This window comes from Nisaea sediminum (assembly GCF_014904705.1).
Classification (GTDB): domain Bacteria; phylum Pseudomonadota; class Alphaproteobacteria; order Thalassobaculales; family Thalassobaculaceae; genus Nisaea; species Nisaea sediminum.
On record NZ_JACZCQ010000011.1, the window covers coordinates 22,127 to 47,739 of the forward strand.

Sequence of the window (25,613 nt, forward strand, 5' to 3'; positions counted from 1 at the left end):
CCTTGAGTTCACCCTTGCCCGGCCATGGGCCCGGTCCGTATAAGGGGCCTTTAATGACAAGCTCTCAGCCATCGGCCACAAGTGACGCGCCCGCGCTCCGACTCCAGCACCTGCTGGGGATCGAAGGACTGTCGCGCCCCGACATCGAAGCGCTCCTGGATCTTTCCGACCGCTATGTCGATCTCAACCGCCGCGCGGACAAGAAAATGTCGAGCCTGCGCGGGCGGACGATCATCAACCTGTTCTTCGAGGACTCGACGCGCACGCGGACGAGTTTCGAGCTCGCCGGCAAGCGGCTGGGCGCCGATGTGCTCAACATGTCGGTCGGCACCAGTTCGGTGAAGAAGGGCGAGACGCTGATCGACACCGCGGTCACCCTGAACGCCATGCACCCGGACGTGCTGACCATCCGCCACGCGGACTCGGGCGCGGTCCACCTGCTCGCCCAGAAGGTCAATTGCGGCGTGATCAATGCCGGCGACGGCAGCCACGAGCATCCGACCCAGGCCCTGCTCGACGCCCTGACGATCCGCCGGCGCAAGGGCGAGATCACCGGCCTCACCGTCGCGATCTGCGGCGACGTCGCGCACAGCCGCGTCGCCCGCTCCAACATCCATCTGCTCTCGATCATGGGGGCGCGGGTCCGCATCGTGGCGCCGCCGACCCTTATCCCGGCCGGACTCGAGCGATTCGGCGTTGAGATCTATCATGACATGCGCACCGGCCTCGCGGACTGCGACATCGTCATGATGCTGCGGCTGCAGAACGAGCGCATGCAGGCGAGCTACATCCCCTCGATCCGCGAGTACTACAAGCTCTTCGGCCTCGATCACGACAAGCTCTCGGTCGCCAGGCCCGACGCGCTGGTGATGCATCCGGGACCGATGAACCGCGGCGTTGAGATCGACTCCGACGTCGCCGACGACATCGAACGCAGCCTGATCCGCGAGCAGGTCGAGATGGGTGTCGCCGTCCGTATGGCCTGCCTCGAGGTGCTGGCCCAGTCTCAGCTCGAACCGTGGGCGAAAAACCAGTGAAGCGCACGATCTTCAAGAATGCCCGCCTGCTCGATCCCGCCTCCGGACTCGACAGCCAGGGCGCGATGCTCGTGGACGGCGCCCGGATCGCCGATATCGGCCCGAACATCTTCGTCGACGCGGTGCAGGACGACGTTCATGTCGTGGACTGCAAGGGGCTCTGCCTCGCGCCCGGCATCGTCGATATGCGGGTCTCCACCGGCGAGCCCGGAAACGAGCATATGGAAACCCTGGCGACCGCCGCTCACGCCGCCGTCGCCGGGGGCGTGACCACCTTCGCCTGCCTGCCCAACACCAACCCGATCGTCGACGATGTCGCGGTGCTGGAATTCGTCGAACGGCTCGGCCGCGATGTCGGGCTGGTCAACATCCATTCCTACGCCGCCGCGACCAAGGGCCTGCAGGGCAAGATCATGACCGAGCTCGGCCTGTTGCACGAAGCGGGTGCGGCCGGCTTCACGGACGGCGGCAAGGCGATCGCCCATGCCGGTGTGATGCGGCGCCTGCTCTCCTACGCCAGGCTGTTCGACACCATGATCGTCCAGCACCCCGAACTGCCGGAGCTGGTCGGCAGCGGCGTGATGAACGAAGGCGAGACCGCGACAAGGCTCGGCCTGCCGGGCATTCCGGCCGTCGCCGAAGTGATGATGGTGGAGCGCGATCTCCGCCTGCTGGAGCTGACCGGCGGGCGGCTGCATTTTTCCTGCCTTTCCACCGGAGACGCCATTGAAGCGATCCGCAAGGCCAAGGCGCGCGGATTGCAGGTCACGGCGGACACCGCCCCACCCTATTTCGCGCTCACGGAGTCCGAGGTTGTCGGCTACCGCACCTTCGCCAAGCTGTCGCCGCCGCTCCGCACCGAGGACGATCGGCGCGCGGTGATCGCGGGCATCGCCGACGGCACCATCGACGCCATCGTCAGCGCGCACACGCCGGGCGACCGCGACCAGAAGCGCCTGCCTTTCGGCCAGGCCGATTTCGGCGGCGTCGGACTGGAAACCCTGCTCTCGGTATCGCTCGAGCTGGTGCACAACGGCGATGTGCCCATGCTGACCGTGCTCAAGGCACTGACCGATACCCCGGCCGAGCTGCTGAAGTTCCCGGCGGGCCGCCTGCGCAAGGGCCACCTTGCAGACTTCATCCTGTTCGATCCCGATCGCGCGGTCAGGATCGACCGGGACGAACTGCGCGGCAAATCGAGGAACACCCCGTTCGACGAGCGCCCGGTCCAGGGCCGGGTCGAGAAGACCTATCGCGCGGGCAATCTCGTCTTCGATATCGAGACCGCGCCAGTACCGGAACGGCGGAGGTTCCCCGATGCCTGATCTGCTCGGCTCGCTCGAATTCACTTGGCCGTTTTATGCCTGCGGCCTCGCCGCCTATCTGCTCGGCTCGGTGCCGTTCGGTCTGGTTTTCACTCGCCTCGCCGGGCTTGGGGACGTGCGCAAGATCGGCTCCGGCAGCATCGGCGCGACCAATGTGCTACGCACAGGCAACAAGCTGATCGCGGTCGCCACGCTGATCTGCGACAGCGGCAAGGGCGCGGCGGCGGTACTCGTCGCGGCGCAGTACGGCCCGGACATGGCGGTCATCGCCGCAGCCGCCGCCATGCTCGGGCATTGCTATCCGGTCTGGCTGAAATTCAAGGGCGGCAAGGGCGTCGCCACCGCGTTCGGCACCCTGCTCGCGCTCTCCCCCCTCGTGGCCGGACTTGCCGGAGTGACTTGGCTCGCGATGGCGGTACTGTTCCGCTATTCCTCACTCGCCGCCCTCACAGCCTCCGTTGCCGCGCCCTTCTATATGGAGTGGCTGGTCGACCGGCAGCATGCGGAGCTCGCCGCGTTCATGGCGGTGCTGATTTTCATCCGCCACCACGCGAATATCCGCCGCCTGCTCAAGGGCGAAGAAAGCAAGATCAAGCTCTCCAAGAGCAAGCCAACCGCCTAGAGTCCCCCTGCCCTGCGCAGAAATCTTCCCGGCCCGTCCATGAAAGGGCCGAGAGGAGAACCGCCATGGTCAGAAACAAACGGTCCCCCGGCCCGCCGGACGCGGCCGAGCGGATCGCCCGCCTCCGTCTGATCCGTACGGAGAATGTCGGTCCGGTCACCTTCCAGCACCTGCTCGTCCGTTTCGGTTCGGCAGCGGAGGCGCTTGACCGGTTGCCGGATCTTGCGCGGCGGGGCGGACGGAAAAAGAAGCTCGCCATTCCCGAGGTCGGAGAGATCGAAAAGGAAATCGCCGAGAACGAACGGCAGGGTGCCCGTCTCATCGTCATCGGCGAGCCGGACTATCCGGCGATGCTGGCACAGATCGAAGGCGCGCCGGCCGCGCTCTCGCTGATGGGGCATCCGCATCTCTTCCTGGAGCCGGCTATCTCCATCGTCGGCGCGCGCAACGCATCCGGTAATGCGCTCCGCTTCACCGAACGGATCGCCCGCGACCTCGGGGCGCATGGTATTGTTATCGTCTCCGGCCTCGCCCGCGGAATCGACACCGCCGCGCACCAGGGATCAATCGAAAGCGGAACGATCGCAGTCGTCGCGGGCGGCGCGGATATCGTCTATCCGCCGGAGAACGAGGCGCTGAGAGACCGCATCGTCGCGGAAGGTGCGCTGCTCGCCGAAGCGCCCATCGGCACCCGCCCGCTGGCGCGACATTTCCCCGCCCGTAACAGGATCATCTCCGGCCTGACACGGGCGACGCTCGTGGTGGAGGCGGCCAAGCGTTCCGGCTCCCTGATCACTGCGCGTTTCGCCGCAGACCAGGGACGCGAGGTTTGCGCCGTGCCCGGATCGCCGATGGATCCGCGCTGCGCCGGCAGCAACGGCCTGCTCCGCGACGGGGCGCATCTGATCGAACGGGCGGAGGACCTCATGACCTTGCTTCTCGAAGGTGGCATACGCGAAGAACCGGCCGCGTCCGAGCAATATTCGCTCGACGGTGTAGCACCGCAAATCGTTGAGAAAATCGACGACGCAGCGCGGGCTTCAGTGCTCGCCATGCTGGACGCGACACCTCTACCGGTTGACGAAATCATTCGCCGATGCCAATTGTCACCGCCGGTGGTCCTTACCATTCTTCTGGAAGCGGAGCTGGCCGGCGAGGCCGAACGCCATCCGGGAAACAACGTGGCGCGGCGCTATAAACCTTTGTAAATACGGAGGTTTAATCGTCGGCACCGGACCACCACCGCAAGAAAGGACGTCCGGTTAGCCGCATGAAAATTGTCGTCGTCGAGTCGCCGGCCAAAGCCAAAACCATCAACAAATACCTTGGCAGCGACTACAAGGTGCTCGCCAGCTATGGGCATATACGTGACCTACCGTCAAAAGACGGATCGGTCGATCCCGATGCCGATTTCGCGATGGTCTGGGAAGCGCAGCCGCGCGCCGAGAAGCAAATCAAGGAAATCGCCAGCGCGGTGAAGGGAGCCGAGCGGCTCTATCTCGCGACTGACCCGGATCGCGAGGGCGAGGCCATTTCCTGGCACGTGCAGAACGTGCTCACCGACCGCAAGGCCCTGAAGGGCGTCGACGTCAAACGCGTGGTCTTCAACGAGATCACCAAGCGCGCCGTGCTGGACGCGATCGACAATCCGCGCGATCTCGACCAGGACCTGGTGGACGCCTATCTTGCCCGCCGGGCACTCGATTATCTCGTCGGCTTCACCCTCTCGCCGGTGCTCTGGCGCAAGCTGCCGGGCTCCCGCTCGGCCGGCCGCGTGCAGTCCGTCGCGCTGCGCCTGATCTGCGAGCGTGAAGCCGAGATCGAGGCCTTCCGCACCGACGAGTACTGGACCATCGACGCCCAGTTCCGCACCAAGGAACGGAAGAATTTCACCGCCCGCCTGACCCATCTCGACGGCACCAAGCTGGACAAGCTTTCCATCGGCACCGAAGCGGCGGCGAAGGAAGCTGTCGCGCGCGTCGAGGGCGGCGCTTACTCAGTGCGCTCGCTCGAAAAGAAGCAGACCAAGCGCAACCCCTACCCGCCCTTCACCACCTCGACCCTGCAGCAGGAGGCCTCGCGCAAGCTCGGCTTCGGCGCCTCACGCACGATGCAGATCGCGCAGAAGCTCTATGAGGGGATCGATCTCGGCGGCGAGACCGTCGGTCTCATCACCTATATGCGAACCGACGGCGTGCAGCTCAGCCAGGAAGCCGTCTTCGCCATCCGCGACGATATCGGCAAGAATTTCGGCGACCGCTACCTCCCGAACAGCCCGCGGATGTACAAGAACAAGTCGAAGAACGCACAGGAGGCCCACGAGGCGATCCGCCCGACCGACGTACGTCGTCATCCGAAACAGATGGCGGCGCATCTCGACAAGGACATGCTCCGGCTCTACGAGCTGATCTGGAAGCGCACCGTCGCCTGCCAGATGGCGAGCGCGGAACTTGACCAGACCACAGCCATCATCGGCGCCGCCGACAACCGGGCAGAGTTCCGTGCGACGGGCTCCATCGTCACCTTCGACGGCTTCCTCAAGCTCTACCAGGAGACGCGGGACGACCCGACGCAGGACGACGACGAGAACGACCGCCTGCTGCCCCCGATGGCCGAACGCGAGGCTCTGGCGCACGACAAGACCATGCCGGAACAGCATTTCACCCAGCCGCCGCCACGCTACAGCGAGGCGAGCCTGGTGAAGAAGATGGAGGAACTCGGCATCGGCCGTCCGTCGACCTATGCCAGCATCCTGCAGGTGCTCCAGGACCGGAACTATGTCCGGCTCGACAAGCGCCGCTTCATTCCGGAGGACCGCGGCCGTCTGGTCACCACCTTCCTCTCGAACTTCTTCACCCGCTATGTGCAGTACAACTTCACGGCGGAGATGGAGGATGCGCTCGACAACATCGCCGAGGGTACCGTCGCCTGGAAGAAGGTCCTGCAGGACTTCTGGAAGGCCTTCCGCGAGGCGGTCGACAATACGAAAGAGCTGAAGATCTCGGACGTTCTGAACGCACTCGACGAGGAACTCGGCCCGCACTTCTTCCCGGTCGACGAGAACGGCGCCAGCGTCCGCACCTGCCCGACCTGCGGCCAGGGACGGCTCGGCCTGAAGCTTGGGAAGTTCGGCGCCTTCATCGGCTGCTCGAACTATCCGGAATGCAAGTACACGCGGCAGATGACGCAGGCCGGCGACGGCAGCGAGGACGGCACCGCCGATCTCGCCAACGGCCCGAAGATCCTCGGCCAGGATCCGGCCACCGGTCTCGACGTCTCCCTGCGCAAGGGGCCGTACGGTACCTATGTGCAGCTCGGCGAGAAGACGGACGACAATCCGAAACCGAAACGCGCTTCGCTCACCAAGGGCATGAACCCGGCGGACGTGACGCTTGAACCGGCGCTGGCGCTCCTTGCCCTGCCGCGCGAGGTCGGCCCGGATCCGGAGAGCGGCGAGATCATCCTCGCCGGAATCGGGCGCTATGGTCCCTACCTGAAGATTGGCAGCACCTACATATCGATCCCGGCGGGCGACGATGTGCTGACCATCGGCATCAACCGCGCGGTCGATCTGATCGCGAACAATCCGAAGAAGAAGAGCGCGGGGCGAGAGCTCGGCGAATATGACGGCAAGCCGGTCACGGTCGGCGCCGGACGCTTCGGGCCCTATGTGAAGCATCAGAAGATCTACGCGACCATTCCGAAAAGCATCGTTCCGGAAGAGGTCACGCTGGAACAGGCGATCGAGCTGATCAAGGCCAAGGCCGAAAAGGCGGGCACCGGAAAGACCGCCAAAGCGGCCCCGGCGAAGAAAGCACCTGCGAAAAAGGCGGCGGCCAAGAAAACCGCGGCGAAGAAGAAGCCCGCAGCGAAGAAGAGTGCGTCGAAGAAAGCGGACTCAACCAAGGACCCGGCCCAGGCGGCCGGGGACGATTAGGCCGGCGGAACGCGTGACCCATCGCAAGCCGCCTCACGGACTGCCGAGCCGTGAGGCCGTCATCGAGTTCATCCAGGACAGCCCGACGCCGGTCGGCCGCCGCGAGATTGCGCGCGCCTTCAACATCAAGGGCGCCGACCGAATCCCCCTGAAAGCCCTGCTGAAGGATCTGGCGGCCGAAGGCCTGATCGATCTCGGCCGCAACCGCCGCGCGGCTGCGCCTGGGGCGCTGCCTGAGGTGACGGTCGTCGCCATCATCGGGATCGACGAGGACGGGCATGCGAGCGCCCGTCCGCTTGCTTGGCGGGAAAAGACCGATCCGCCCTCCATCACCATCCCGCCCTCGAGCCGCGCGCCCTCCGTTGGGACCGGCGACCGCGCGCTCGTGAAGCTGGAGCGGATCGATCAGGGAAAATACCGCGGCCGGATCATGCGCAAGTTGGAAAGCCGCGGCGAACGCGTCGTCGGCCAGTTGAAGCGCGAGGGCAAGGACTACCGGATTCTCCCTTCAGACCGCAGGGCGCGGGCAGACTATATCGTCGAGCCGGGCGAAACGGCCGATGCGAAGCCGGGAGAACTGGTCGTCGCCGAGATCCTGCCGCGCGGCAGGATGGGCCTGCGCCACGCGCGAGTCATCGAGGTCCTCGGCGATGCCTCCGCGCCGCGCGCCGTCAGCCTGATCGCCATCGCTGAGCACGAGATCCCCTCGGTGTTTCCCGACGCCTGCGAGGCGCAGGCGAACGCTGCGAAACCTGTGACGATCGGCAAACGGACGGATCTGAGAGATCTGCCACTGGTGACGATCGACGGCAGCGACGCGCGCGATTTCGACGATGCGGTCTTCGCGGAAGCCGACGGCGACGCGAAGAATGCCGGCGGGTACCGCATCCTCGTCGCGATCGCCGATGTCGCCCATTATGTCCGCCCGGGCGACGCGCTCGACACCGAAGCGCGCAAGCGGGGCAACTCCGTCTATTTCCCCGACCGCGTCGTCCCGATGCTCCCCGAAGCGCTCTCCAACGGTCTCTGCTCGTTGCGACCGGACGAGGATCGGGCCTGTCTCGCGGTCGAGATGGTGATCGATGCCCGCGGCCAGAAGGTGAAGCACAGGTTCATGCGCGGCCTCATGCGCTCCTCCGCGCGGCTGACCTACGAGCAGGTCCAGGCGGCGGCGGGCGGCGGTGAAGCGGGCATCGTGCCGGAAGGCATCATCGAGCCGCTCTACGGCGCTTACAGGCTGCTGCTCGCGGCCCGGAACGAGCGCGGCGCCCTCGATCTCGACCTCCCGGAGCGCAAGGTGGTGCTCGGCGACGACGGCAAGGTCGCCTCGATCGAGCCGCGCGAGCGGCTCGACAGCCACCGGCTGATCGAGGAATTCATGGTGCTGGCGAACGTCGCCGCGGCCGAGACGCTGGAAGCCAAGCGGCGGCCCTGCATGTACCGGATCCACGAAAGCCCCGATCCCGAGAAGATCGAGGCCCTGAAGGAATATCTCCAAGGGCTCGAGCTTCCCTTCGGAACCTCCGGCGTGATCCGGCCCAAGACCTTCAACGAACTCCTTGCCAAGGTCCGCGGCGGCATACACGAGACCATCGTCAACGAACTCGTGCTGCGCAGCCAGAGCCAGGCCGTCTACAGCCCCGACAATGTCGGCCATTTCGGCCTCGGGCTCAGGCGCTATGCCCATTTCACCTCGCCGATCCGGCGCTATTCCGACCTGCTGGTGCACCGCGCGTTGATCGATGCGCACGGATTCGGCAAGGACGGGCTCGGCGAGATCGAGATGGAGGCCTTCAACGAGACCGCCGAACACATCTCCATGACAGAGCGACGCGCGGCGGCGGCCGAACGCTCGGCGATCTCGCGCTATGTCGCCGCCTATCTGAAGGATCAGGTCGGCAATAGCTTCGAGGCGCGGGTCTCAGGCGTCGGTTCGGCCGGTCTCTTCATCGCGCTTGCAGGTATCGGCGCAGACGGCCTGCTGCCGATGAAGCGCCTGCCCGGCGATTTCTACGATCTCGACGATCACCGGCATTCGCTGAGCGGTCGCGCGACCGGCCTGACCTTCCGGATCGGGGACCCGGTGACCGTTCGCCTCGTCGATGCCGATCCGCTTACCGGCGGGCTGTTGCTGGATTACATCTCCGGCGGGACCGAAGGACGGCCCGGCGGGCACCCCGGGTCGCGCCGGCCGGGCGGCTTGCGCAAGCACCGCGGACGGCACAAACATGGCCAGCAAGGAAGCGCACGCGGGCGCCCGAAGAAGTCCCGCTGACGCGTAAGGCTTTTGCGCCTATAGTGGGCCGATGGACCATAAGTTGTTGAACCGGAAGAGAGACACCAATCGAGACCGCCAGCCCCGGCGCCGCCGGCTGTCGAGATTCGTCACGGCAATGCTGTTCTCCGTGCTTGCGGCCTGTGCGGCCCCCCGTGCTCCGGTCGATCCCATGGTCTACGACCGGGACGCCGCGGCCGAGGTTTTCTCCGCCGGGTTCGAAGGCATCACGAGTTTCTATATCGAGGAAACCGACCTCCCGTCGCTCGTGGTGACCGGGCTGCAGGGAATGCGCAAGCTCGACGATACAGTCACCGTGACGGACAGGGGCGACCAGGTGATCGTCGGGCACAAGGGCCGCGACGTCGCTGCCTTCACCGTCCCCGAACCGGACGATGTGGCGCGCTGGAGCATGCTCACGGCCGCGGTCATCGATACCGGCCGCCGGGTCTCGCCCGTGCTGCACGACGCACCGCCGGAGACCCTCTACAATCTGGTCTTCAGAAGCGCGCTTGCCGATCTCGACCGGTTTTCGCGCTATACGACGGCGGCCGACGCCGCCCGCAACCGGGCGCATCGCCGCGGCTATTCCGGCATCGGCGTCGTACTGGCAGAGAAGAGCGGACTGATCGAGATCAAGGAGGTCTTCGAAAACGGTCCGGCGGCGCATAGTGGTCTCTCGGTCGGCGAATTGATCCTCGCGATCGATGACAAGGCTGTCGCGGGCCTCGACATGCTTGCAGTCTCGGATCTGTTGCGCGGGCCCGACGGAAGCGTCGTCCGGATTACGACGGAGGCAGCAGATCGCGAGCGCACCGTCTCTGTGACGCGAGCCCCCGTGATCGAACAGACGGTTTATCTGAAACGCATCGGTGACAGCGCCCATCTGGAGATCCGGAGCTTCAACGAGGCCACCGCCTCCAGCCTGCGTCAGAAGATTGCCGAGGCAGCGGCCAGGATCGGCCCGTCGATGAACGGCATCATTCTGGATTTCAGGCATAACCGCGGCGGCGTCCTGCGCGATGCCGTGTCAATCGCGGATCTGTTCATCGAGGACGGTCGTATTTTGCTGACAAAAGGCCGCCACCCGCGTTCGGAAAAGGAATTCAAGGCCGACCGGCCGGATATCGCCGTCGGCATTCCGCTCATCGTCCTGATCGACGGCGATTCGGCCTCGGCCTCGGAGGTCGTCGCCGGCGCCCTGCAGGACAGCGGGCGTGCCGTGCTGATCGGCTCGCGAACCTACGGCAAGGGTACGGTCCAGATGATCGTGCGGCTGCCGAACGACGGCGAGCTGATCATCACCTGGGCCAAGATGTACACGCCGTCCGGCTATCCGATCGGTCCGTTCGGCGTCTATCCGACGATCTGTTCGGCCGAGATCCAGGATCCGGAGCTGCAGTTCGTCGGCTCGCAAGCCCGTGTGGCCGCCGTCCGCGCGCGCGAATTGCTGCGGCTGCGCAGGATCGCCCACGATCTCGACGAAAGCATCCAGAGAGCTCTTATGGAGCGTTGCAGCGGCCGGAATCCCGCTGCCGGCTCCGGCGACACCGATCTTGCCCTGGCCCTCAGGTTGCTGCGCGAGCCGGGCCAGTTCGAACGCGCGTTCGAGGCCTCGCTGATCGCCTCGAAATGGCCAGCCGCCGCGCAATAGACCGGCCGGACAGGGAAATCCCGATAGGCGCTTGACAGGTGCCGGGATATGGATATGTTTGCGGCCTTCGAATTCACTCCCAACGATGGGGAACGGCGATGGCCAAGCCCGCGACAGTACTTATCAAGCTCGTCAGCACCGCTGATACCGGTTACTTCTACGTCACGAAGAAGAATCCGCGCACGCAGACCGAGAAGCTTCAGCTCAAGAAGTACGATCCGGTTGCGCGCAAGCACGTGCTGTTCAAGGAATCCAAGATCAAGTAAGCGGCTTCCGCAGAACGATTGCCAGAGCGGGCCGTTTCTACGGCCCGTTTTGTTTTGTCCGGAATTTCTCCCGGCGGCCGGCTCAGTCCGATTGGGAAATGTCGGCGACGACCCGGTTGCGGCCCGCGCTCTTCGCGCCGTAGAGCGCCTTGTCGGCGCGGCCGATCATGTCCTCGACCGTCCGATCCTCGTCGCGCCGCATGGTCAGGCCGATGCTGATCTTCACCGAGATCGGCTCGTCCGCGGTTTCGATCTCCACGACCGTGTCCGCAACGCGCTTGCGCAGCCGTTCGGCGACCGCTTCGGCGAACTCCTCCGAGGTGTCGGGCATAACCACGACGAATTCCTCTCCGCCGATCCGCGCGACCATGTCGACCGAGCGGAGGCTGTTGGTCAGGGCGTCCGCAACGGCCTTCAGCACATGGTCGCCGACGAGATGGCCGTGGGTATCGTTAACCGCCTTGAAATGGTCGATATCCAGTACCAGCAGCGCCAGAGGCTTGCGCCGCTCCACCGCGCTGTCCATCAGGCTTTTCAGATAGGTCTCCAGATAGCGCCGGTTATAGAGCCCCGTGAGGCTGTCTATGAGCGCCATCGAGAGCGACCGCTCGTAATTGTCGCGCAACCGGTCCTGGAACCGCCTACGGCGGATCTGGGTCCTGGTGCGGGCCGTCAGCTCGTTCTTGTCGAGCGGCTTCATGATGTAGTCATTGGCGCCGAGGTCGAGCGACTTCGCCAGCTTGTCCAGCTGATCCACCTCGCCCGTCATCAGCACGGGAACCTGACGCGTCCGTTCCGAAGCACGGAACTGGGAGACGAGGCGCAATGCGTCCTCCGTCTCGAGGTTCAGGCTGCAGACGATCAGCTCGACATCCGTCGACGCGACTATTTCCCGTGCCTGTGCGGCGTCGGCGGCGACATAGACCCTGTTGTCGTCCCGATTCAGAATGTTTCGCGTATTCGCCGCATCGATCGGATTGTCTTCGATCAGCAGGATCCGTCCCGACTCGTATCCGACGGCCTGCGCTCCCGCGCCCGGCTCGAGCACGCCGAAATGCGCGGACGTCTTCTCGCGCAGTAGCCACTCGTCCATCATTACCTTGAGGCGGAGCAGCGAACGGACGCGGGCGAAGAGCGCGGTGTCGTCGACAGGTTTGGTCAGGAAATCGTCAGCCCCGGCTTCCAGCCCGCGCACGCGGTCGGAGGGATCGCTGAGGGCCGTCACCATGACCACGGGAAGATGGACCGTCGCCGGATTGCTGCGGATGCGCTTGCACACCTCGAACCCGTCGATCCCCGGCATCATGACATCCAGGAGGACGATGTCGGGAACTTCGGACTGGATGATTTCGAGCGCTTCGGGTCCGTTCGAGGCCGTCCGCACATCGAAATACTCGCTCATCAGCTTGGCTTCGAGCAGCTTGATGTTCGGCAGGACGTCGTCAACGACGAGTACGCGTCCAGGCATCGCGGTCTATCCGAGGAATTTCTGAACCGTCTCCAGGAAATGGCTCACCGATATCGGTTTGGCGATATAGGCCTCGCAGCCACCTTCCCTGATCTTCTCCTCGTCGCCCTTCATGGCAAAAGCCGTGACCGCGATCACCGGAATCGCGCTGAGGTCATCGTCTTCCTTGATCCATTTCGTGACTTCGAGGCCGGAAACCTCCGGAAGCTGGATGTCCATGAGAATCAGATCCGGCCGCTTCTCGCGGGCGATCTTAAGGGCTTCCATGCCATCCCGGGTACCGAGGATGTTGTAGCCGTGCGCTTCGAGGAGGTCGTGGAACAGTTTCATGTTGAGCTCGTTATCCTCAACAATGAGTACCGTTTTCTCGACCGACGTTTCTGCCGCCACTCCGTCCTCCATCAGAACCCGTTCGCCCACGCTCTCCGCGCAGCGTTTTATCCAAGCCTGTATGACTGGATAAAATTAATAACTTACAAAAGAATAAACAGTTTAAACACTCCAAGCGCAAGTGACCATTGATCTGAGCAGGACAGACGGATGGACCGACCCGAGCAGTCCCAATTCCGGATCGGCATCGACCTCGGCGGGACAAAAACCGAGCTTGTTGCCCTTTCGCCCTCGGGAAAACCCATCGTGCAGGAGCGGGTTTCGACTCGCAAAGGCGACTACGGCGCCACCATCAGCACGATCACCGGCCTGGTCCAGCGCGCCGAAAACCGGATCGGACAAAGCTGCTCCATCGGCATCGGCATTCCCGGAACGGTCTCCCGCGATACCGGCCTCGTGAAGAACGCAAACTCCACCTGGCTGATCGGAATGCCGTTGCGTCGCGACCTCGAAGAGGCGCTCAGGCGGCCCGTCCGAATTCAGAACGACGCCAATTGTTTCGCCGTCTCGGAAGCCGTCGACGGTGCCGGGCGCGACGGAGAGGTCGTCTTCGGAGTGATCCTTGGAACAGGAGTCGGAGCCGGGATCGCGATCCGGCGAGAGGCCCTGGAAGGCCGCAATGCCATCGCCGGAGAATGGGGACACAACCCCCTGCCCGCTCCCCGGGACGACGAGCGCCCGGGAGACGAGTGTTATTGCGGTCGGCACGGCTGCATAGAGACCTTCCTCTGCGGACCGGCGCTTGAGCGCCAGCATGTCTCGGCCGGAGGCGCCTCTCTTTCAGGCAGCGAGATCGCCGCGCGGGCCGAGGACGGCGACCGGATCGCCGACGCGGTGCTCGGCCGTTACGAGGAGCGCCTCGCCCGCGCGCTTGCACATGTCATCAATATTCTCGACCCGGATATCATCGTCCTTGGCGGCGGGCTGTCCAATATCACACGATTCTACGAAACGGTTCCGCGCCTCTGGGAGCCGCACGTCTTTTCCGATATCGTGCGGACGGAGCTAAGGCCCCCGGTTCACGGCGACTCCAGCGGCGTGCGTGGTGCGGCATGGCTGTGGCCGGCAACGGCTTAGATCCCGGTTTCTCAATACGGTGCCGGTAGCGGAACGATGACCGAGAGCGATGTCTCGACGAGACTGCCCGCGATTTGCAGGAGCTGTTTTTCCTGGCATGAGAGCCTGCCGTCGGCGGACGGCGCCCGCTGCCCCCGCTGCGGCTCGCCCCGTGTTTCGACGCACCCGGAGATCCGCTCGCTCTCCATCGCCCATATCGATTGCGACGCCTTCTACGCCACGGTGGAAAAGCGCGACAACCCGGAGCTTCTGAGCAAGCCCGTCATCGTCGGCGGCGGCAAGCGCGGCGTCGTCTCCGCGGCCTGCTATGTCGCCCGGACCTACGGCATCCGCTCAGCCATGCCGATGTTCAAGGCCCTGAAGGCCTGCCCGCATGCCGTGGTGATCAAGCCCGACATGCAGAAATACAGCCGGATCGGGAAACAGATCCGCGAGCTCATGCAATCGGTGACGCCGCTGGTGGAACCGATCTCGATCGACGAGGCCTTCCTCGATCTGGGCGGCACGGAGCGCCTCCATCACGCGCCTCCAGCGGAGACCCTCTGCCGGCTCGTCGCCCGCATAGAAGCGGAAATCGGCGTCACCGCTTCGATCGGTCTCAGCTACAACAAATTTCTCGCCAAGGTCGCCTCCGATTTAGACAAGCCCCGCGGCTTCGCCGCCATCGGACGGGAAGATGCGCGCGCGTTTCTCCGCGACCGCCCGGTCACCACGATCTGGGGCGTCGGCAAGTCGCTGCACGAGAAGCTCAGGCGGGATGGGATCGAGACCGTCGGGCACCTCCAGGGCATGGAGGAAGACGCTCTGATCCGCCGCTACGGCAGCATCGGCACCCGGCTCGCCCGGTTCGCCCAGGGCCGCGACGACCGTAAAGTCGACCCGCAATCCGAGACTAAGAGCGTCTCCTGCGAGACCACCTTCTCCGAGGACCTGCGAACCCTGGACCAACTGGACCCGATCCTCTGGCGCCTCGCCGAGGAACTGTCCGGGCGGCTCAAGACCAAGGCATTGAGCGGCCGGACGATCGTCCTGAAGCTGAAGACCGCCGACTTCAAGCAGATCAGCCGGCAGGTCCACCAGTCCGGACCTACGCAGATGGCCGATACGCTCTATCGGGCCGGGCGCCGGCTGCTGGAACGCGAGCTCGACGGACGGGCGTTCCGGCTGATCGGGATCGGCGTCTCCGACCTTGCGGATCCGGACGGGGCGGACCTGCCCGACCTCGCCGATCCCGGGCTCGGACGGCGGCGCAAGGTGGAGCACGCGATGGACGCGGTACGGGCGAAGCTCGGCCAGAAAGCGATCACGAAAGGCCGCGGTTTCAAGCAGGAAATGGAAAAGCAGGGCGTCAGCTCGCGCTTACCCGAAGCGGAAGACGGGCCGGACTGACCTGCTTGCCGCTAGCAGCCGGCGGGCGCGAGACGCTCGAGACGCTGCAGGGTGACGTCCACGGTGAATTCCTTGAAGTGAATCACGAGGTGGCGCGCGATCCCGTTGGCGAGCAGGTCGACCGAAAGTTCGTAATCCGGCGTTTCCGCGTTGTTTTCCGGGCCATAGAACGCGAGGCGCACCGGCCAGTAAGTGCCTGACAACAGAGGATCGTCCCCGCCCTCGGCGGTCTTCTCGCGTCCGATCGCCGCCGAGACGAAACTCGCCGGCTCGAACTCCGAGCCGTCGAACAGGGGGGCGGAAAAGAACTTCTCTCCGGCCGCGATCTTGTCGAGCAGAAGGAAAGTATGCTGGCTCGGGAACAGCACCTCGGCCGAAAGATCCATCATCATGGCTTCCGGCTCCGAGAAGGCCGCGGTCACCGACCCGTCGGCCGCCCTGACAGCCCGGCCCTCGATTGTCTCGCCGCTGCTGCCGTCGAATTCCTTCTTCACGATAAAACGGAAAGACGAACCGTCCTTGGCCTCCCAGGTGCTCATCACGGAATCGACGCTGCGCACGCCACCCTCGGCGCTCTGAAGCACCATCAGATTGCGCTGGTTGATCGCCCAGCCGTCGCATTCGTTGCGCCATTCAAAGGACATCTGGCCGCCGACACCGACGATCTCGGTATTGGCCGCCGTGCTCTTGAGGGAGAGCTTGTAGAGCGCCTTGTGCGGGACAAGGCGGTCCACCGCGCCGGCTTCAGCCTCCACGGTGGATAGCAGCACACCCGCCAGCACGGCGCAGAGCGCGAAAGCCTTCTTCAAGATTGAGTCCACACGTCCCTCCGTCCGGCATGATGGCAGCGGCTCATATGTAGCACGCCGACCCGGCATAGCTTTCCCCATACCCGGCAAATCCTGCCTGCCGGTCAACAATATGGCGTTCCCACGGCAGAATAAAACCGGCTGTTGAAAGAAATATTTCCTTAATTTCAATTAGTTCCAATTCAAATTCGCGTTGGCACAGGGTCTGCATTCCATGAGGGCGAGAAACAACGACCAGGTGGTGTGACATGTCTGGCTTCATGCACCCGCAAGAACGGAAACCGGAAGACACGCAATTGACGAGCGCATTTGCAAATCTTGACGTCGGCAATCTCCTCTCCCGCATGCCGGTGGATATCGCAAACCGTGCCTCGGAAATCGTGAAGGACGAAGGTCTGGACGATACCGAGATCGCGCTGCGCCTCGCCATGATCGCGATGACGGAAGCCGAAAACCGGATCGCCCGCCAAGAAAAGCGGATCGCCTATCTCGAGAGCCTGTCCGTCACCGACGAACTCACCGGCCTGCTGAACCGCCGCGGTTTCGCCGATCGTCTCCAGACGGCCCTTGCGGCCTGCAAACGCCAGGGGATCGCCGGGACGCTCCTCATGATCGATCTCGACAAGTTCAAGGTCGTGAACGACACCTACGGTCACGCGGCCGGAGATGCGCTGCTGGTCACGGTTGCCCGCATCCTGCAATCGCGGACCCGCGAAACCGACAGCGTGGCGCGGCTTGGCGGAGACGAATTCGCCGTCATCATGTCCGGTGCGGACGAAGATGACGCCGCCGCCCGTATCCGGGCGCTCGACCGCGAACTGAACACCCGGGTCCTGCAGTGGCACGGATCCCTGATCCATCTTCATGCAAGTGTCGGCCACGACGCCTACGGGCCGGACGACACCGAAACCGAATTGCTCGACAGGGTCGACCGCGCAATGTACGCGCGGAAGCAGAACAGCCTATTCGCTGAGCTGTGATCGTCCCTGGCGTGCAATCTACTTGTCGATACGGGCATTTGCCTCCTCTGTCGGCAAGCACCTAGAGCAAAACCTTGAGGGAGCTGAGAAATCGGCTCCCTCTTTTTCTTTGCGCGCGCGCTCACGCCCGGGCTGCGGCATCGCCCGCGGTTGCCCGTTCCGGCCGAAAGGCCTAGGGTCGGCCCCGCGGCGGAACCCGCCGCTTATCTCCAATCCTGACGGGAGTGAGCCGGATGGCTTATCTCTATCTGGGGCTCGCGATCGTCGCGGAAGTCATCGGTACCCTGGCCCTGAAGGCAACGAACGGCTTCACGACCCTCGTTCCCTCAATACTGGTCCTGTTCGGTTACTCCGCCGCGTTCGTTCTGCTCAGTTTCTGCCTGAAGGAAATGCCGGTCGGGATCGTCTACGGCATCTGGTCGGGGCTCGGCGTCGTACTGGTCTCGGTGGCCAGCATTTTCATCTACCGGCAGGTGCCGGACGTGCCGGCAATCATCGGTCTCGCGATGATCGTGGGCGGCGTCACGGTGATTCACTTGTTCTCGAAAGCCAGCGTGCATTGAGCCGCCCGCGGCGCGGCGGCTCAACCGTAAAACGGGAACTGCGGAAAAAGGACGGTCAGTTCGTCCGGCGGACCATGGGCTCGAAACCGGAGGTCGCGGCCACCGCGTCGTAACGGGAGAATGCTCCTCCCGCGAAACGGTGCAACAGGCTGCCTTTCAGGCGTACCGACATGATCACCGGCTGCGTCGTCGCGGCTCCCTGGCCCGATGCGAAACTGTCCTGAAGCAATGTCACCCCTGCCTGTTCTCGGGCAAACCCATCCGTCCCGGCCAGACCGGACTCGGTAAAGGTCTCGGAAAGATCAAGCGTTTTCGAGGTCTGCTTGCCCGGAACCGCGCGAGCCGGGCGCAGCACCGGCAGAACCGTCATGGACGTCCGATCGGCAGCCTCGACCGGCACCGGCTCCGGAGCCTGCCGGGCCGAGAGCGCGGGAGCCTCTGGCTTAACCCTCCAGCTCACGTCCGAGGATACCGGAAGCGCCAGAAGTCCGGGCGTTGCCGGTACGCTCTTCAGCTTGAGCGGTTGCGGTTCGAGAGAAGCTGTGGCGGGCACGAACCCGGTGACAGTCAGATCCTTGATTGCGGTCACGCCGGCATCGATCTCGTTCAAAGTCCCGGACGCGCTTGTATTTTCGACGGGAGCCTCGACAAGAAGAGTGTCGGTTTCCTGCGTGCCGGGCCAGCGGTTGCGCCCCCTGACGTCCGGATCTCCGACGGTGCTCATGGCCAGCATCGTGCTACCACTCACCTCCCCTTTCGGGATAGACGCCCTGTCGATCCAGTCGTCCGCGTCGCCGGGGTAATAGGCCACGATCTCGGTCAGGGGTTTCTGGTGGTCGCTGGTGTATTCCTGGCAGGGCTTGTCGCCGAAGGCGACCCGCAACATCGAGCAATCTTCGTCGACGGCCGCAGAAATCAGATGGTCGGTGGTGCTTTTGCCCGTCGCCAGGAAGGCGATGCCGGACAATCCGGTCGTCGCCAGCTGGATCGCCGGCGGCAATATCGGTAGACATCCCCCGAGCACAAGAGGAAGGGCCGCGATAATCAGGCCTCTTTTCATCGTGATTCCCCCGCAAGAATCAACGCATTATTCGACTTTATTGTAGCTGTTTCAGAACTGTTGGCAAGGCATGTTGTTAACCGTTTCTTTACCGCGCCCCTCATGAAGACTTAGGACATTGAAATCAGGGGACAGTTTTGTGCCGTTCGCGGCATTCCGCTCGGCCGCTTTTCCGTGTATGAGAACCGGCATGACAATCATTTCCGACACCGACGCGCTCGCCGCGGTCTGCGCCGAGTTCGCTTCCGAGGACTTCGTGACCATCGATACGGAGTTCATGCGCGAGAAAACCTATTACCCGCAGCTCTGCCTGGTTCAACTCGGCAATGACGAGAAGGCGGTCGCGGTCGATACGCTCGCCGATGGGATCGATCTCGCTCCGCTGATCGAGTTGCTGAAGAACCGGAACGTCCTGAAAGTGTTCCACGCGGCGCGCCAGGATCTAGAGATCTTCTACCATCTCTGCGGCGAACTTCCGGCGCCGGTCTTCGATACCCAGATTGCCGCCATGGTCTGCGGTTTCGGCGACCAGGTCTCCTACGACAAGCTGGTGCAGAGCCTGACCGGCACCAGGCTCGACAAAAGTTCCCGCTTCGCCGACTGGTCGCACCGGCCGCTGAGCGAGAAACAGCTCGGCTACGCCCTCGCCGACGTCACGCATCTGCGCAAGGTTTACCGCAAGCTGGTGCAGAAGATCGAAAGCACCGGACGGCAGGACTGGATCGAGGACGAGGTCGCGAAGATGGCCGATCCGGAACTCTACGATCCGGATCCCGAGACCGTCTGGCAGCGCCTCAAGGTCCGCAGCGGCAAGCCAAAATTCCTCGCCGTGCTGCAACAGGTCGCCGCGTTCCGTGAGCGCGAGGCGCGCCAGCGCGACGTGCCGCGCAACCGCATCCTGCGGGACGATGTCCTGATGGATCTCGCGGCCCACGCCCCGACCACACCTGAAGAGCTCGCGCGCACCCGGACCTTCAATGCCCAGACCGCGAACGGCCGCCTTGGCAAGGAAATCATCAAGGTGGTCGAGAAGGGTCTCGCCACGCCAACGGCCGAGTGCCCCACCCTTCCCGAAAAGGAAGACAAACGGGAAGCTCCCGGTCCGATCGTAGAGCTTCTGAAAGTTCTTCTGAAGATCCGTTCGGACGAGGAAAAGGTGGCGGCGCGGCTGATCGCCAACGCGTCCGACATCGAGGCGATCGCGCTCGACGACGATGCCGACGTGCCGGCCCTGAAAGGCTGGCGCCGCGAGATCTTCGGTGGAGACGCGATCAGCCTCAAGCATGGGCGGATCGGCCTGACCGCCGAAGACAGCAAAATCAAGCTGATGCGGCTCTAGGGAAAGACACCGTCCCTCCCGTCAATGCTCGATCCGGATCTCCTGTCCGAGCGCTTCGGCGAGGGCGGTGATCCGGCGCGTGACCACGTCGCCCGCGAGCCCGCCCTGGTGGCCGTGCATGCTGATGACAAAGCCGCGTTCGCCGACCATGTCCCGCTCGCGCTCCAGCCTAGCGCTTTCCAGCAGTTCGGTCGCGCCACCCGAGAGGGTGAGCGCCAGACGCAGGGCGAGTCCGACATTGAGCGCGAGATCTCGCCGGCGCAGCGAGAGCAGCTTGCGCACCCGCAAGGTGCCCTCCTCCTCAAGGGTGCCGGTATAGCGGGAGAGAATGGCACAGGCGAGGAACACCCGGTCGGCATGGTTCAGGCCGACCACCGGCAGACGCAGCACCCGGTTGAAGGCATGCTCGCCTCGATAGCTCGGATGCTCGCCCCAGGCGAAATCGCTCAGCGCGCAGGCGGCGCGGATCAGCCGCTGTTCGCTGGCGGGCACATTCTCGAAAAACGGTGAGATCCAGCGCTCGAGCACGTCGGGATGCGGGCTGAAACGGCTGCTCTTGTAGGCGATGTCCATGCAGCTCTCGATCAGCGGGTCCCGCGCCTGCTCGCCCTGCGGCAGGCGATCGTAGAGACAGCCCTCGCGCAGACCGAACGAGGAGAAGACGACCTGCCGGGCGCGTCCGAGCTCGATGAGCCGCTTCAGCACCAGCGCCGTGATCGGCAGCTTGTCGACGCGCCGCTTCGAGATCGCGTTCAGCGCGCGCATGTCCTTGCGGCCCATCCTGGTGATTTCCTCGAGAAACCTGGAGGCCTCGCCAGCGCCGATCGCGTAATTGTGGATCACTTCCAGCGGATAGTCGGTGAGCTCCATATGGGCCCGTGCCAGGCTGCGCCAGGCGCCGCCGACGGCATAGAGGTCACGGCCGTCGAGAGCGCCCAGCCAGTCAACGCCGCTTAGGATCTGGTCGATCCTCGCGGTCATAGCATCCTGCGACTGCGCCGTCAGATCGCCGAGCCGGAGCGGGCCAAGCGGGGTCGTTTCGAAGCGGCGCGCCTGCCCGTTCTGCACATCCACGAGCTCGAGGCTGCCGCCGCCAAGATCCCCGACAACGCCATCCGCCTGCGGAAAGGCGCTGATGACGCCGAGTGCGGACAACCGCGCCTCCTCGTCGCCGGAGAGGACGGTCACCCGATGCCCGAACTGTTCCTCGATGCTGGAGACGAACTCGTCCCCATTTGCCGCGTCCCGGACGGCAGCGGTGGCGAGCACGCTCATGTCCTCGACGCCCATGCCGCGGGCGATCGTGAAGTAGCGCTCGAGGTTCTCCATTGCCGAGCGGACACCCGGTTCCGACAGATGTCCCGTTTCCTGCAGGCCCGCTCCTAGACCGCAAAGGGCCTTCTCGTTGAAGAGCGGGATCGGCATGCGCCCGTCCGCCTCGAAAACCACGAGCCGGACCGAGTTCGATCCGATATCGAGAACGCCGACGAGCCCGGGATGATCGACATGGATCCCGGCCTTCCACTCTGGAGAGAATGTCTCAGACAAACGTTATTCCGCGCCGCTCAGCTTCTTGGGCATCTCGTTTGACCGCTTCAGAGCGCTGCCGCGGCCGGACAGGCTCGGGTTGGTCATGAAGTAGTTATGTGCCGAAAAGGCGCCCGCATCCGCCGCCACCCGGACATAGCGCCCGTCCGGCTGCGCGATCCAGGAATTCGTCTCGTCCTTCAGGTTCGCGACCATGATCTGGTCGAGCACCTGCCGGTGCACCGTCCGGTTCTCGATCGGGACGAAATGTTCGACCCGCCGGTCCAGGTTGCGGGGCATCCAGTCGGCGGAGGAGATGTACACTTTCGCCTGATCCGAGGGAAGCTTCCGTCCGTTGCCAAAGCAGAAAATCCGGGAATGCTCAAGGAAGCGACCGACGATGCTGCGGACCTGAATGTTCTCCGACAACCCCGGCAGTCCCGGCCTGAGGCAGCAGATACCGCGGATGACCAAATCGATCTTCACCCCGGCACTGGAGGCCTTGTAGAGCATGTCGATCATGTCCGGATCGACCAGCGAGTTCATCTTGCCCCAGATCGCGGCCGGCTTGCCTTCCCGCGCGAAACCGATCTCCGCTTCGATCAGGTCGTGCAGCTTCTGACGCATGGTCAGCGGCGAGAGCGCCAGCTTGTCCATTTGCTGCGGCGTCGCGTAGCCGGTCATGTAATTGAACATGCGCGCGGCATCGCGGCAGAGCACCGGATCGCAGGTAAAGAAAGAGAGGTCTGTGTAGATCTTCGCCGTGATCGGATGGTAGTTGCCGGTCCCGAAATGGACGTAGTTGCGGAGCCCGTTCCCCTCGCGGCGCACCACCAGCGAAATCTTCGCGTGAGTCTTGAGATCGACGAAACCGTAGACCACCTGAACGCCGGCCCGCTCCAGATCGCGCGCGAGGCGGATATTCGCCTCCTCGTCGAACCGGGCCTTCAGCTCGACCATCGCGGTCACGGTCTTGCCGGATTCCGCCGCCTCGATCAGCGCGTTGACGATCGGGCTGCCCTTAGAGGTGCGGTAGAGGGTCTGCTTGATCGAGACCACCGCCGGATCGGCCGCCGCCTGACGCAGGAACTGCACCACCACGTCGAAACTCTCGTAGGGATGATGGACAACGATGTCCTTGGCGCGGATCGCGGCCAGGCAATCGCCGCCGAAATCGCGGATCCGTTCCGGGAAACGCGGATTGAACGGCATCCAGAGCAGGTCCGGCCGTTCGCCGACGATGAGCTGGGAGAGATCGGCCAAACCGACCATCTCGTCCAGCGTGAAGAGATCCTCCGGCGCGACCTTCATTTCTTCGATGACGAAGTCACGCAGGAAATCAGGCATATCCCGGTTCATGGAGAGCCGGATGACATTGCCCCGCCGGCGCCGCTTCAGGGCGGATTCGAAGGACAGGACCAAGTCTTCCGCTTCTTCGTCGATTTCCATCTCGCTGTCGCGCAGCACGCGGAAAATGCCGTGACCGGAGACCTCGAAGTTCGGGAACAGCTGATCGGTGTATTTGATGATCACCTGCTCGATCGCGATGAAGCGGATATCGTCTCCCGGAAGCCGCACGAAGCGCCCGACCTGGGCCGGCAGAGGCAGCAGCGCCTCCATGTCGATCCCGTTCGTCGGGTTGGTCAGCTGCATGGCGAGACAGACACCACCGTTCGGCAGGAACGGAAACGGGTGCGCCGGGTCGATGGCGAGCGGCGTCAGCAGCGGAAAGATGTGATCGATGAAATGCGTATCGAGCCATTTGGTATCGGCTGCCGTCAGATCGTCGGCGCCAATCAGGTGAAAGCCCGCCTGCCGCAATTCGCCCAGCAGCTTGCTCAGGTACTGCTGCTGCACGGCGATGAGTTCGGCGGCCTTCTCGGCAATTGCGATCAGCTGGTTGCCCGGCGACAGCCCGTCGGCGCTCGTGGTCGCGACACCGGCATTCACCATGCCTTTCAGCCCGGCCACGCGGACCGTATAGAACTCGTCTAGGTTCGATGCGGAGATCGAGACGAAGCGCAGGCGCTCGAGCAGCGGGTGGGCCGGGTTGTCGGCCTCCTCCAGCACACGGTGATTGAAGCTCAGCCACGAGAGTTCCCGATTGAAGAAGCGCTCGGGCGACGCGGCATCGACATGCACAATGTTTTCCGGCTGACTCTCGCTCACGAAATCGCCTCCTGGTCTTCACTGCCTCGCGGGACCTGACAGCGCAAGCAGCGCTCAATGCTGTCTTAACACAGGTCGGCCCGGGATATGGAATATCCCGGGCCGGAAACTAGTCGCGTCATGTTGCAGTTCGGTGGCGGGTTTCCCCTTCCTCCCGGGAAAACCGTCCCGCTCCCAGAGCGTGCTGCGGAAGGCGCCGCCGTCCATCAGCAGGTTCTGGCCGTTGATGTAGCCGGCATGGGCGCTGCAGAGGAAGGCGCAGGTCTGGCCGAACTCGTCCGGCGTACCGAAGCGACCGGCGGTGTGCGCCGCGGCTTCCTTGGCGTAGTAGGTCTCGAAATCGACCCCGGCCTTCTGGGCCTGCAGCTTCATGTTGCCGCGCAGCCGGTCGGTATCGAACGGACCCGGCAGCAGGCCGTTGATCGTCACGCCGTCCTTCGCCACCTCGCGGGCGATCCCGGCACAGAAGCCGGTCAGGCCAGCGCGGGCACCGTTGGAGAGACCGAGGATCGCGATCGGCGACTTCACGGCGCCGGAGGTGATGTTCACGATGCGGCCGAACTTGCGCTCGATCATGCCGTCGACCGTCGCCTTGATCAGCTCGATCGCGGTCAGCATGTTGGCATCGACGGCCTTGATCCAGTCGTCGCGGGTCCAGTCTCGGAAATTGCCCGGCGGCGGGCCACCCGCATTGTTCACCAGGATGTCGAGCTGCGCGTTGAACGGCGCCAGCGCCTTCTCGCGGCCTTCCGGCGTGGTGATGTCGCAGGCCACAGCATGCACGGTGACGCCGGTCGCCGAACGGATCTCGTCGGCCGCGGCCTCGATCGCTTCCGGCGTGCGCGAACAGATGGTGAGGTCGACCCCGTTCTCAGCCAGCGCCATCGCCGACGCCTTGCCGAGACCTTTGCTCGACGCGCAGACGAGCGCTTTCTTCCCTTTGATTCCCAGATCCATGGATAGTGCTCCGTTTTGAGTGTTTTTCTTGTTTCCGTCGGGCGCTAGCGCGCTCCCCGAGCCTCCAGAACCCGGCGCGCGAGCGGCAGCGTGATCCGGCGTCCTTCGGCAAGCGACATGGCGTCGATGGCTTCCACCATCGCCTGCGCCTCAAGAAATGATCGTTCCATGCGCCCGACCAAAAAGGCCAGAACCTCTTCAGCAACGAACAATTGCCTGTCACGAAAGAGTTTGTCCATCACGCCGGTGATGAGCGCATCGTCCGGATCGCTGATCGCGACCGCCGGCAGCGCCGCGAACCGCGACTTCACGTCGGGTGGCGTCAGCGCCATTCGGGAAACCGGCGTGCGGGAGAGCACGAGCAGGGCCCCGCGACGCTCGACGAGCATGTTGTAGAGATGGAATGCCGGCACACCGGGCAGGCTCTCGTCCACATTGTCGAGCACGGCATAGCGGTTGTCGCCCAGCAGTGCCGGCAGAACGCCGACATCGAGATCGGACGGCCGTAGCATCACCGCTTCCGCCTTGCGCGCCCAGACTTCCGCCAGGTGCGATTTTCCGCAGGCTTCCGGGCCGTAGACGTTCAATCCCCAGGTGGCGTCGGGCCAGGCCGGCCAGGAATCGATCCAGGCCGTCGCCGCCTCGTTGCAGCTCGAGACGAGATACTCCCCCCTATCGTAGGCAGGGCGGTGCTCAAGCGTCAGTGGCAGCTGCCCGCCCTCACTGCCCGCGAGGAGCGATCTATTGTTCCGGTCCGTCATGCTGTCTT

At 64.2% G+C, this 25,613-nt stretch carries 22 protein-coding genes; 13 read left to right on the plus strand and 9 right to left on the minus strand.

What is annotated here, in order from left to right:
* Window positions 1-53: 53 nt before the first annotated feature.
* The 8 genes from IG122_RS20350 to rpmG all read left to right on the plus strand — a co-directional run bounded on the left by IG122_RS20350 (window position 54) and on the right by rpmG (window position 11,116).
* Entirely contained in the window at window positions 54-1,037 is a 984-nt protein-coding gene (locus tag IG122_RS20350) for an aspartate carbamoyltransferase catalytic subunit (RefSeq protein WP_193188069.1), read from the plus strand.
* A complete protein-coding gene (pyrC, locus tag IG122_RS20355) occupies window positions 1,034-2,362 on the plus strand; it encodes a dihydroorotase (protein WP_319024947.1) in 1,329 nt (442 codons plus the stop codon). The genes IG122_RS20350 and pyrC overlap by 4 nt, the downstream gene beginning before the upstream one ends.
* Complete coding sequence (gene plsY / locus IG122_RS20360) at window positions 2,355-2,984, plus strand: glycerol-3-phosphate 1-O-acyltransferase PlsY (protein WP_193188071.1); 630 nt, start codon at window positions 2,355-2,357, stop codon at window positions 2,982-2,984. The genes pyrC and plsY overlap by 8 nt, the downstream gene beginning before the upstream one ends.
* 65 nt (window positions 2,985-3,049) lie before the next feature.
* Window positions 3,050-4,192, plus strand: coding sequence for a DNA-processing protein DprA (gene dprA / locus IG122_RS20365; protein ID WP_193188074.1), 1,143 nt, complete (start codon window positions 3,050-3,052; stop codon window positions 4,190-4,192).
* 62 nt (window positions 4,193-4,254) lie between these two features.
* Window positions 4,255-6,921 carry a type I DNA topoisomerase gene (gene topA, locus IG122_RS20370; protein ID WP_193188076.1) on the plus strand — a complete coding sequence of 889 codons (2,667 nt, stop codon included), beginning with the start codon at window positions 4,255-4,257 and terminating at the stop codon, window positions 6,919-6,921.
* 13 nt (window positions 6,922-6,934) lie between these two features.
* Window positions 6,935-9,196: a ribonuclease R gene (gene rnr, locus IG122_RS20375; RefSeq protein ID WP_319024948.1), complete on the plus strand. Its 2,262-nt coding sequence runs from the start codon at window positions 6,935-6,937 to the stop codon at window positions 9,194-9,196.
* A 46-nt stretch (window positions 9,197-9,242) separates the two neighbouring features.
* Window positions 9,243-10,850 (plus strand): S41 family peptidase, encoded by a 1,608-nt coding sequence (locus IG122_RS20380; RefSeq protein ID WP_193188078.1) that lies wholly within the window; start codon window positions 9,243-9,245, stop codon window positions 10,848-10,850.
* 98 nt (window positions 10,851-10,948) lie between these two features.
* A complete protein-coding gene (gene rpmG, locus IG122_RS20385; protein ID WP_193188080.1) occupies window positions 10,949-11,116 on the plus strand; it encodes a 50S ribosomal protein L33 in 168 nt (55 codons plus the stop codon).
* Window positions 11,117-11,198: 82 nt separating this feature from the next.
* Here rpmG and IG122_RS20390 read toward each other — a convergent pair whose 3' ends face one another.
* Together IG122_RS20390 and IG122_RS20395 are read right to left on the minus strand one after the other, a co-directional pair.
* Window positions 11,199-12,584, minus strand: coding sequence for a PleD family two-component system response regulator (locus IG122_RS20390; protein ID WP_193188082.1), 1,386 nt, complete (start codon window positions 12,582-12,584; stop codon window positions 11,199-11,201).
* A 6-nt stretch (window positions 12,585-12,590) separates the two neighbouring features.
* Window positions 12,591-12,986 (minus strand): response regulator, encoded by a 396-nt coding sequence (locus tag IG122_RS20395; protein ID WP_193188266.1) that lies wholly within the window; start codon window positions 12,984-12,986, stop codon window positions 12,591-12,593.
* A gap of 138 nt (window positions 12,987-13,124) precedes the next feature.
* Between IG122_RS20395 and IG122_RS20400 the strand changes: the two genes are divergently transcribed.
* Window positions 13,125-14,051: an ROK family protein gene (locus IG122_RS20400; RefSeq protein WP_193188084.1), complete on the plus strand. Its 927-nt coding sequence runs from the start codon at window positions 13,125-13,127 to the stop codon at window positions 14,049-14,051.
* A gap of 36 nt (window positions 14,052-14,087) precedes the next feature.
* Window positions 14,088-15,440 (plus strand): DNA polymerase IV, encoded by a 1,353-nt coding sequence (locus tag IG122_RS20405; RefSeq protein ID WP_193188085.1) that lies wholly within the window; start codon window positions 14,088-14,090, stop codon window positions 15,438-15,440.
* 11 nt (window positions 15,441-15,451) lie between these two features.
* On the opposite strand, the gene IG122_RS20410 is transcribed toward IG122_RS20405, so the two are convergent.
* Window positions 15,452-16,261, minus strand: a complete 810-nt coding sequence (locus IG122_RS20410) for an EipB family protein (RefSeq protein ID WP_193188088.1) — start codon at window positions 16,259-16,261, stop codon at window positions 15,452-15,454.
* Between the two features lie 31 nt (window positions 16,262-16,292).
* A complete protein-coding gene (locus IG122_RS20415) occupies window positions 16,293-16,499 on the minus strand; it encodes a hypothetical protein (RefSeq protein WP_193188092.1) in 207 nt (68 codons plus the stop codon).
* A 46-nt stretch (window positions 16,500-16,545) separates the two neighbouring features.
* Between IG122_RS20415 and IG122_RS20420 the strand changes: the two genes are divergently transcribed.
* Complete coding sequence (locus IG122_RS20420) at window positions 16,546-17,229, plus strand: GGDEF domain-containing protein (RefSeq protein ID WP_319024949.1); 684 nt, start codon at window positions 16,546-16,548, stop codon at window positions 17,227-17,229.
* Window positions 17,230-17,462: 233 nt separating this feature from the next.
* Window positions 17,463-17,792, plus strand: coding sequence for a DMT family transporter (locus IG122_RS20425; protein ID WP_193188094.1), 330 nt, complete (start codon window positions 17,463-17,465; stop codon window positions 17,790-17,792).
* Window positions 17,793-17,847: 55 nt separating this feature from the next.
* On the opposite strand, the gene IG122_RS20430 is transcribed toward IG122_RS20425, so the two are convergent.
* The gene (locus IG122_RS20430; protein WP_193188096.1) at window positions 17,848-18,852 is read right to left on the minus strand and encodes a hypothetical protein; all 1,005 of its coding nucleotides are present in this window, start codon (window positions 18,850-18,852) and stop codon (window positions 17,848-17,850) included.
* A 190-nt stretch (window positions 18,853-19,042) separates the two neighbouring features.
* On the opposite strand from IG122_RS20430, the gene rnd reads away from it, so the two are divergent.
* Window positions 19,043-20,191, plus strand: a complete 1,149-nt coding sequence (gene rnd / locus IG122_RS20435) for a ribonuclease D (protein ID WP_193188099.1) — start codon at window positions 19,043-19,045, stop codon at window positions 20,189-20,191.
* A gap of 21 nt (window positions 20,192-20,212) precedes the next feature.
* On the opposite strand, the gene IG122_RS20440 is transcribed toward rnd, so the two are convergent.
* Genes IG122_RS20440 through IG122_RS20455 form a run of 4 tightly spaced genes read right to left on the minus strand, consistent with a single transcriptional unit; the run spans window position 20,213 to window position 25,605 of the window.
* Window positions 20,213-21,739: a Ppx/GppA family phosphatase gene (locus tag IG122_RS20440; RefSeq protein ID WP_193188101.1), complete on the minus strand. Its 1,527-nt coding sequence runs from the start codon at window positions 21,737-21,739 to the stop codon at window positions 20,213-20,215.
* A 3-nt stretch (window positions 21,740-21,742) separates the two neighbouring features.
* Window positions 21,743-23,887: an RNA degradosome polyphosphate kinase gene (locus IG122_RS20445; protein WP_193188103.1), complete on the minus strand. Its 2,145-nt coding sequence runs from the start codon at window positions 23,885-23,887 to the stop codon at window positions 21,743-21,745.
* Between the two features lie 54 nt (window positions 23,888-23,941).
* The gene (locus IG122_RS20450) at window positions 23,942-24,844 is read right to left on the minus strand and encodes an SDR family oxidoreductase (protein WP_193188105.1); all 903 of its coding nucleotides are present in this window, start codon (window positions 24,842-24,844) and stop codon (window positions 23,942-23,944) included.
* A gap of 44 nt (window positions 24,845-24,888) precedes the next feature.
* Window positions 24,889-25,605: an HdaA/DnaA family protein gene (locus IG122_RS20455; RefSeq protein WP_193188107.1), complete on the minus strand. Its 717-nt coding sequence runs from the start codon at window positions 25,603-25,605 to the stop codon at window positions 24,889-24,891.
* Window positions 25,606-25,613 lie beyond the last annotated feature (8 nt).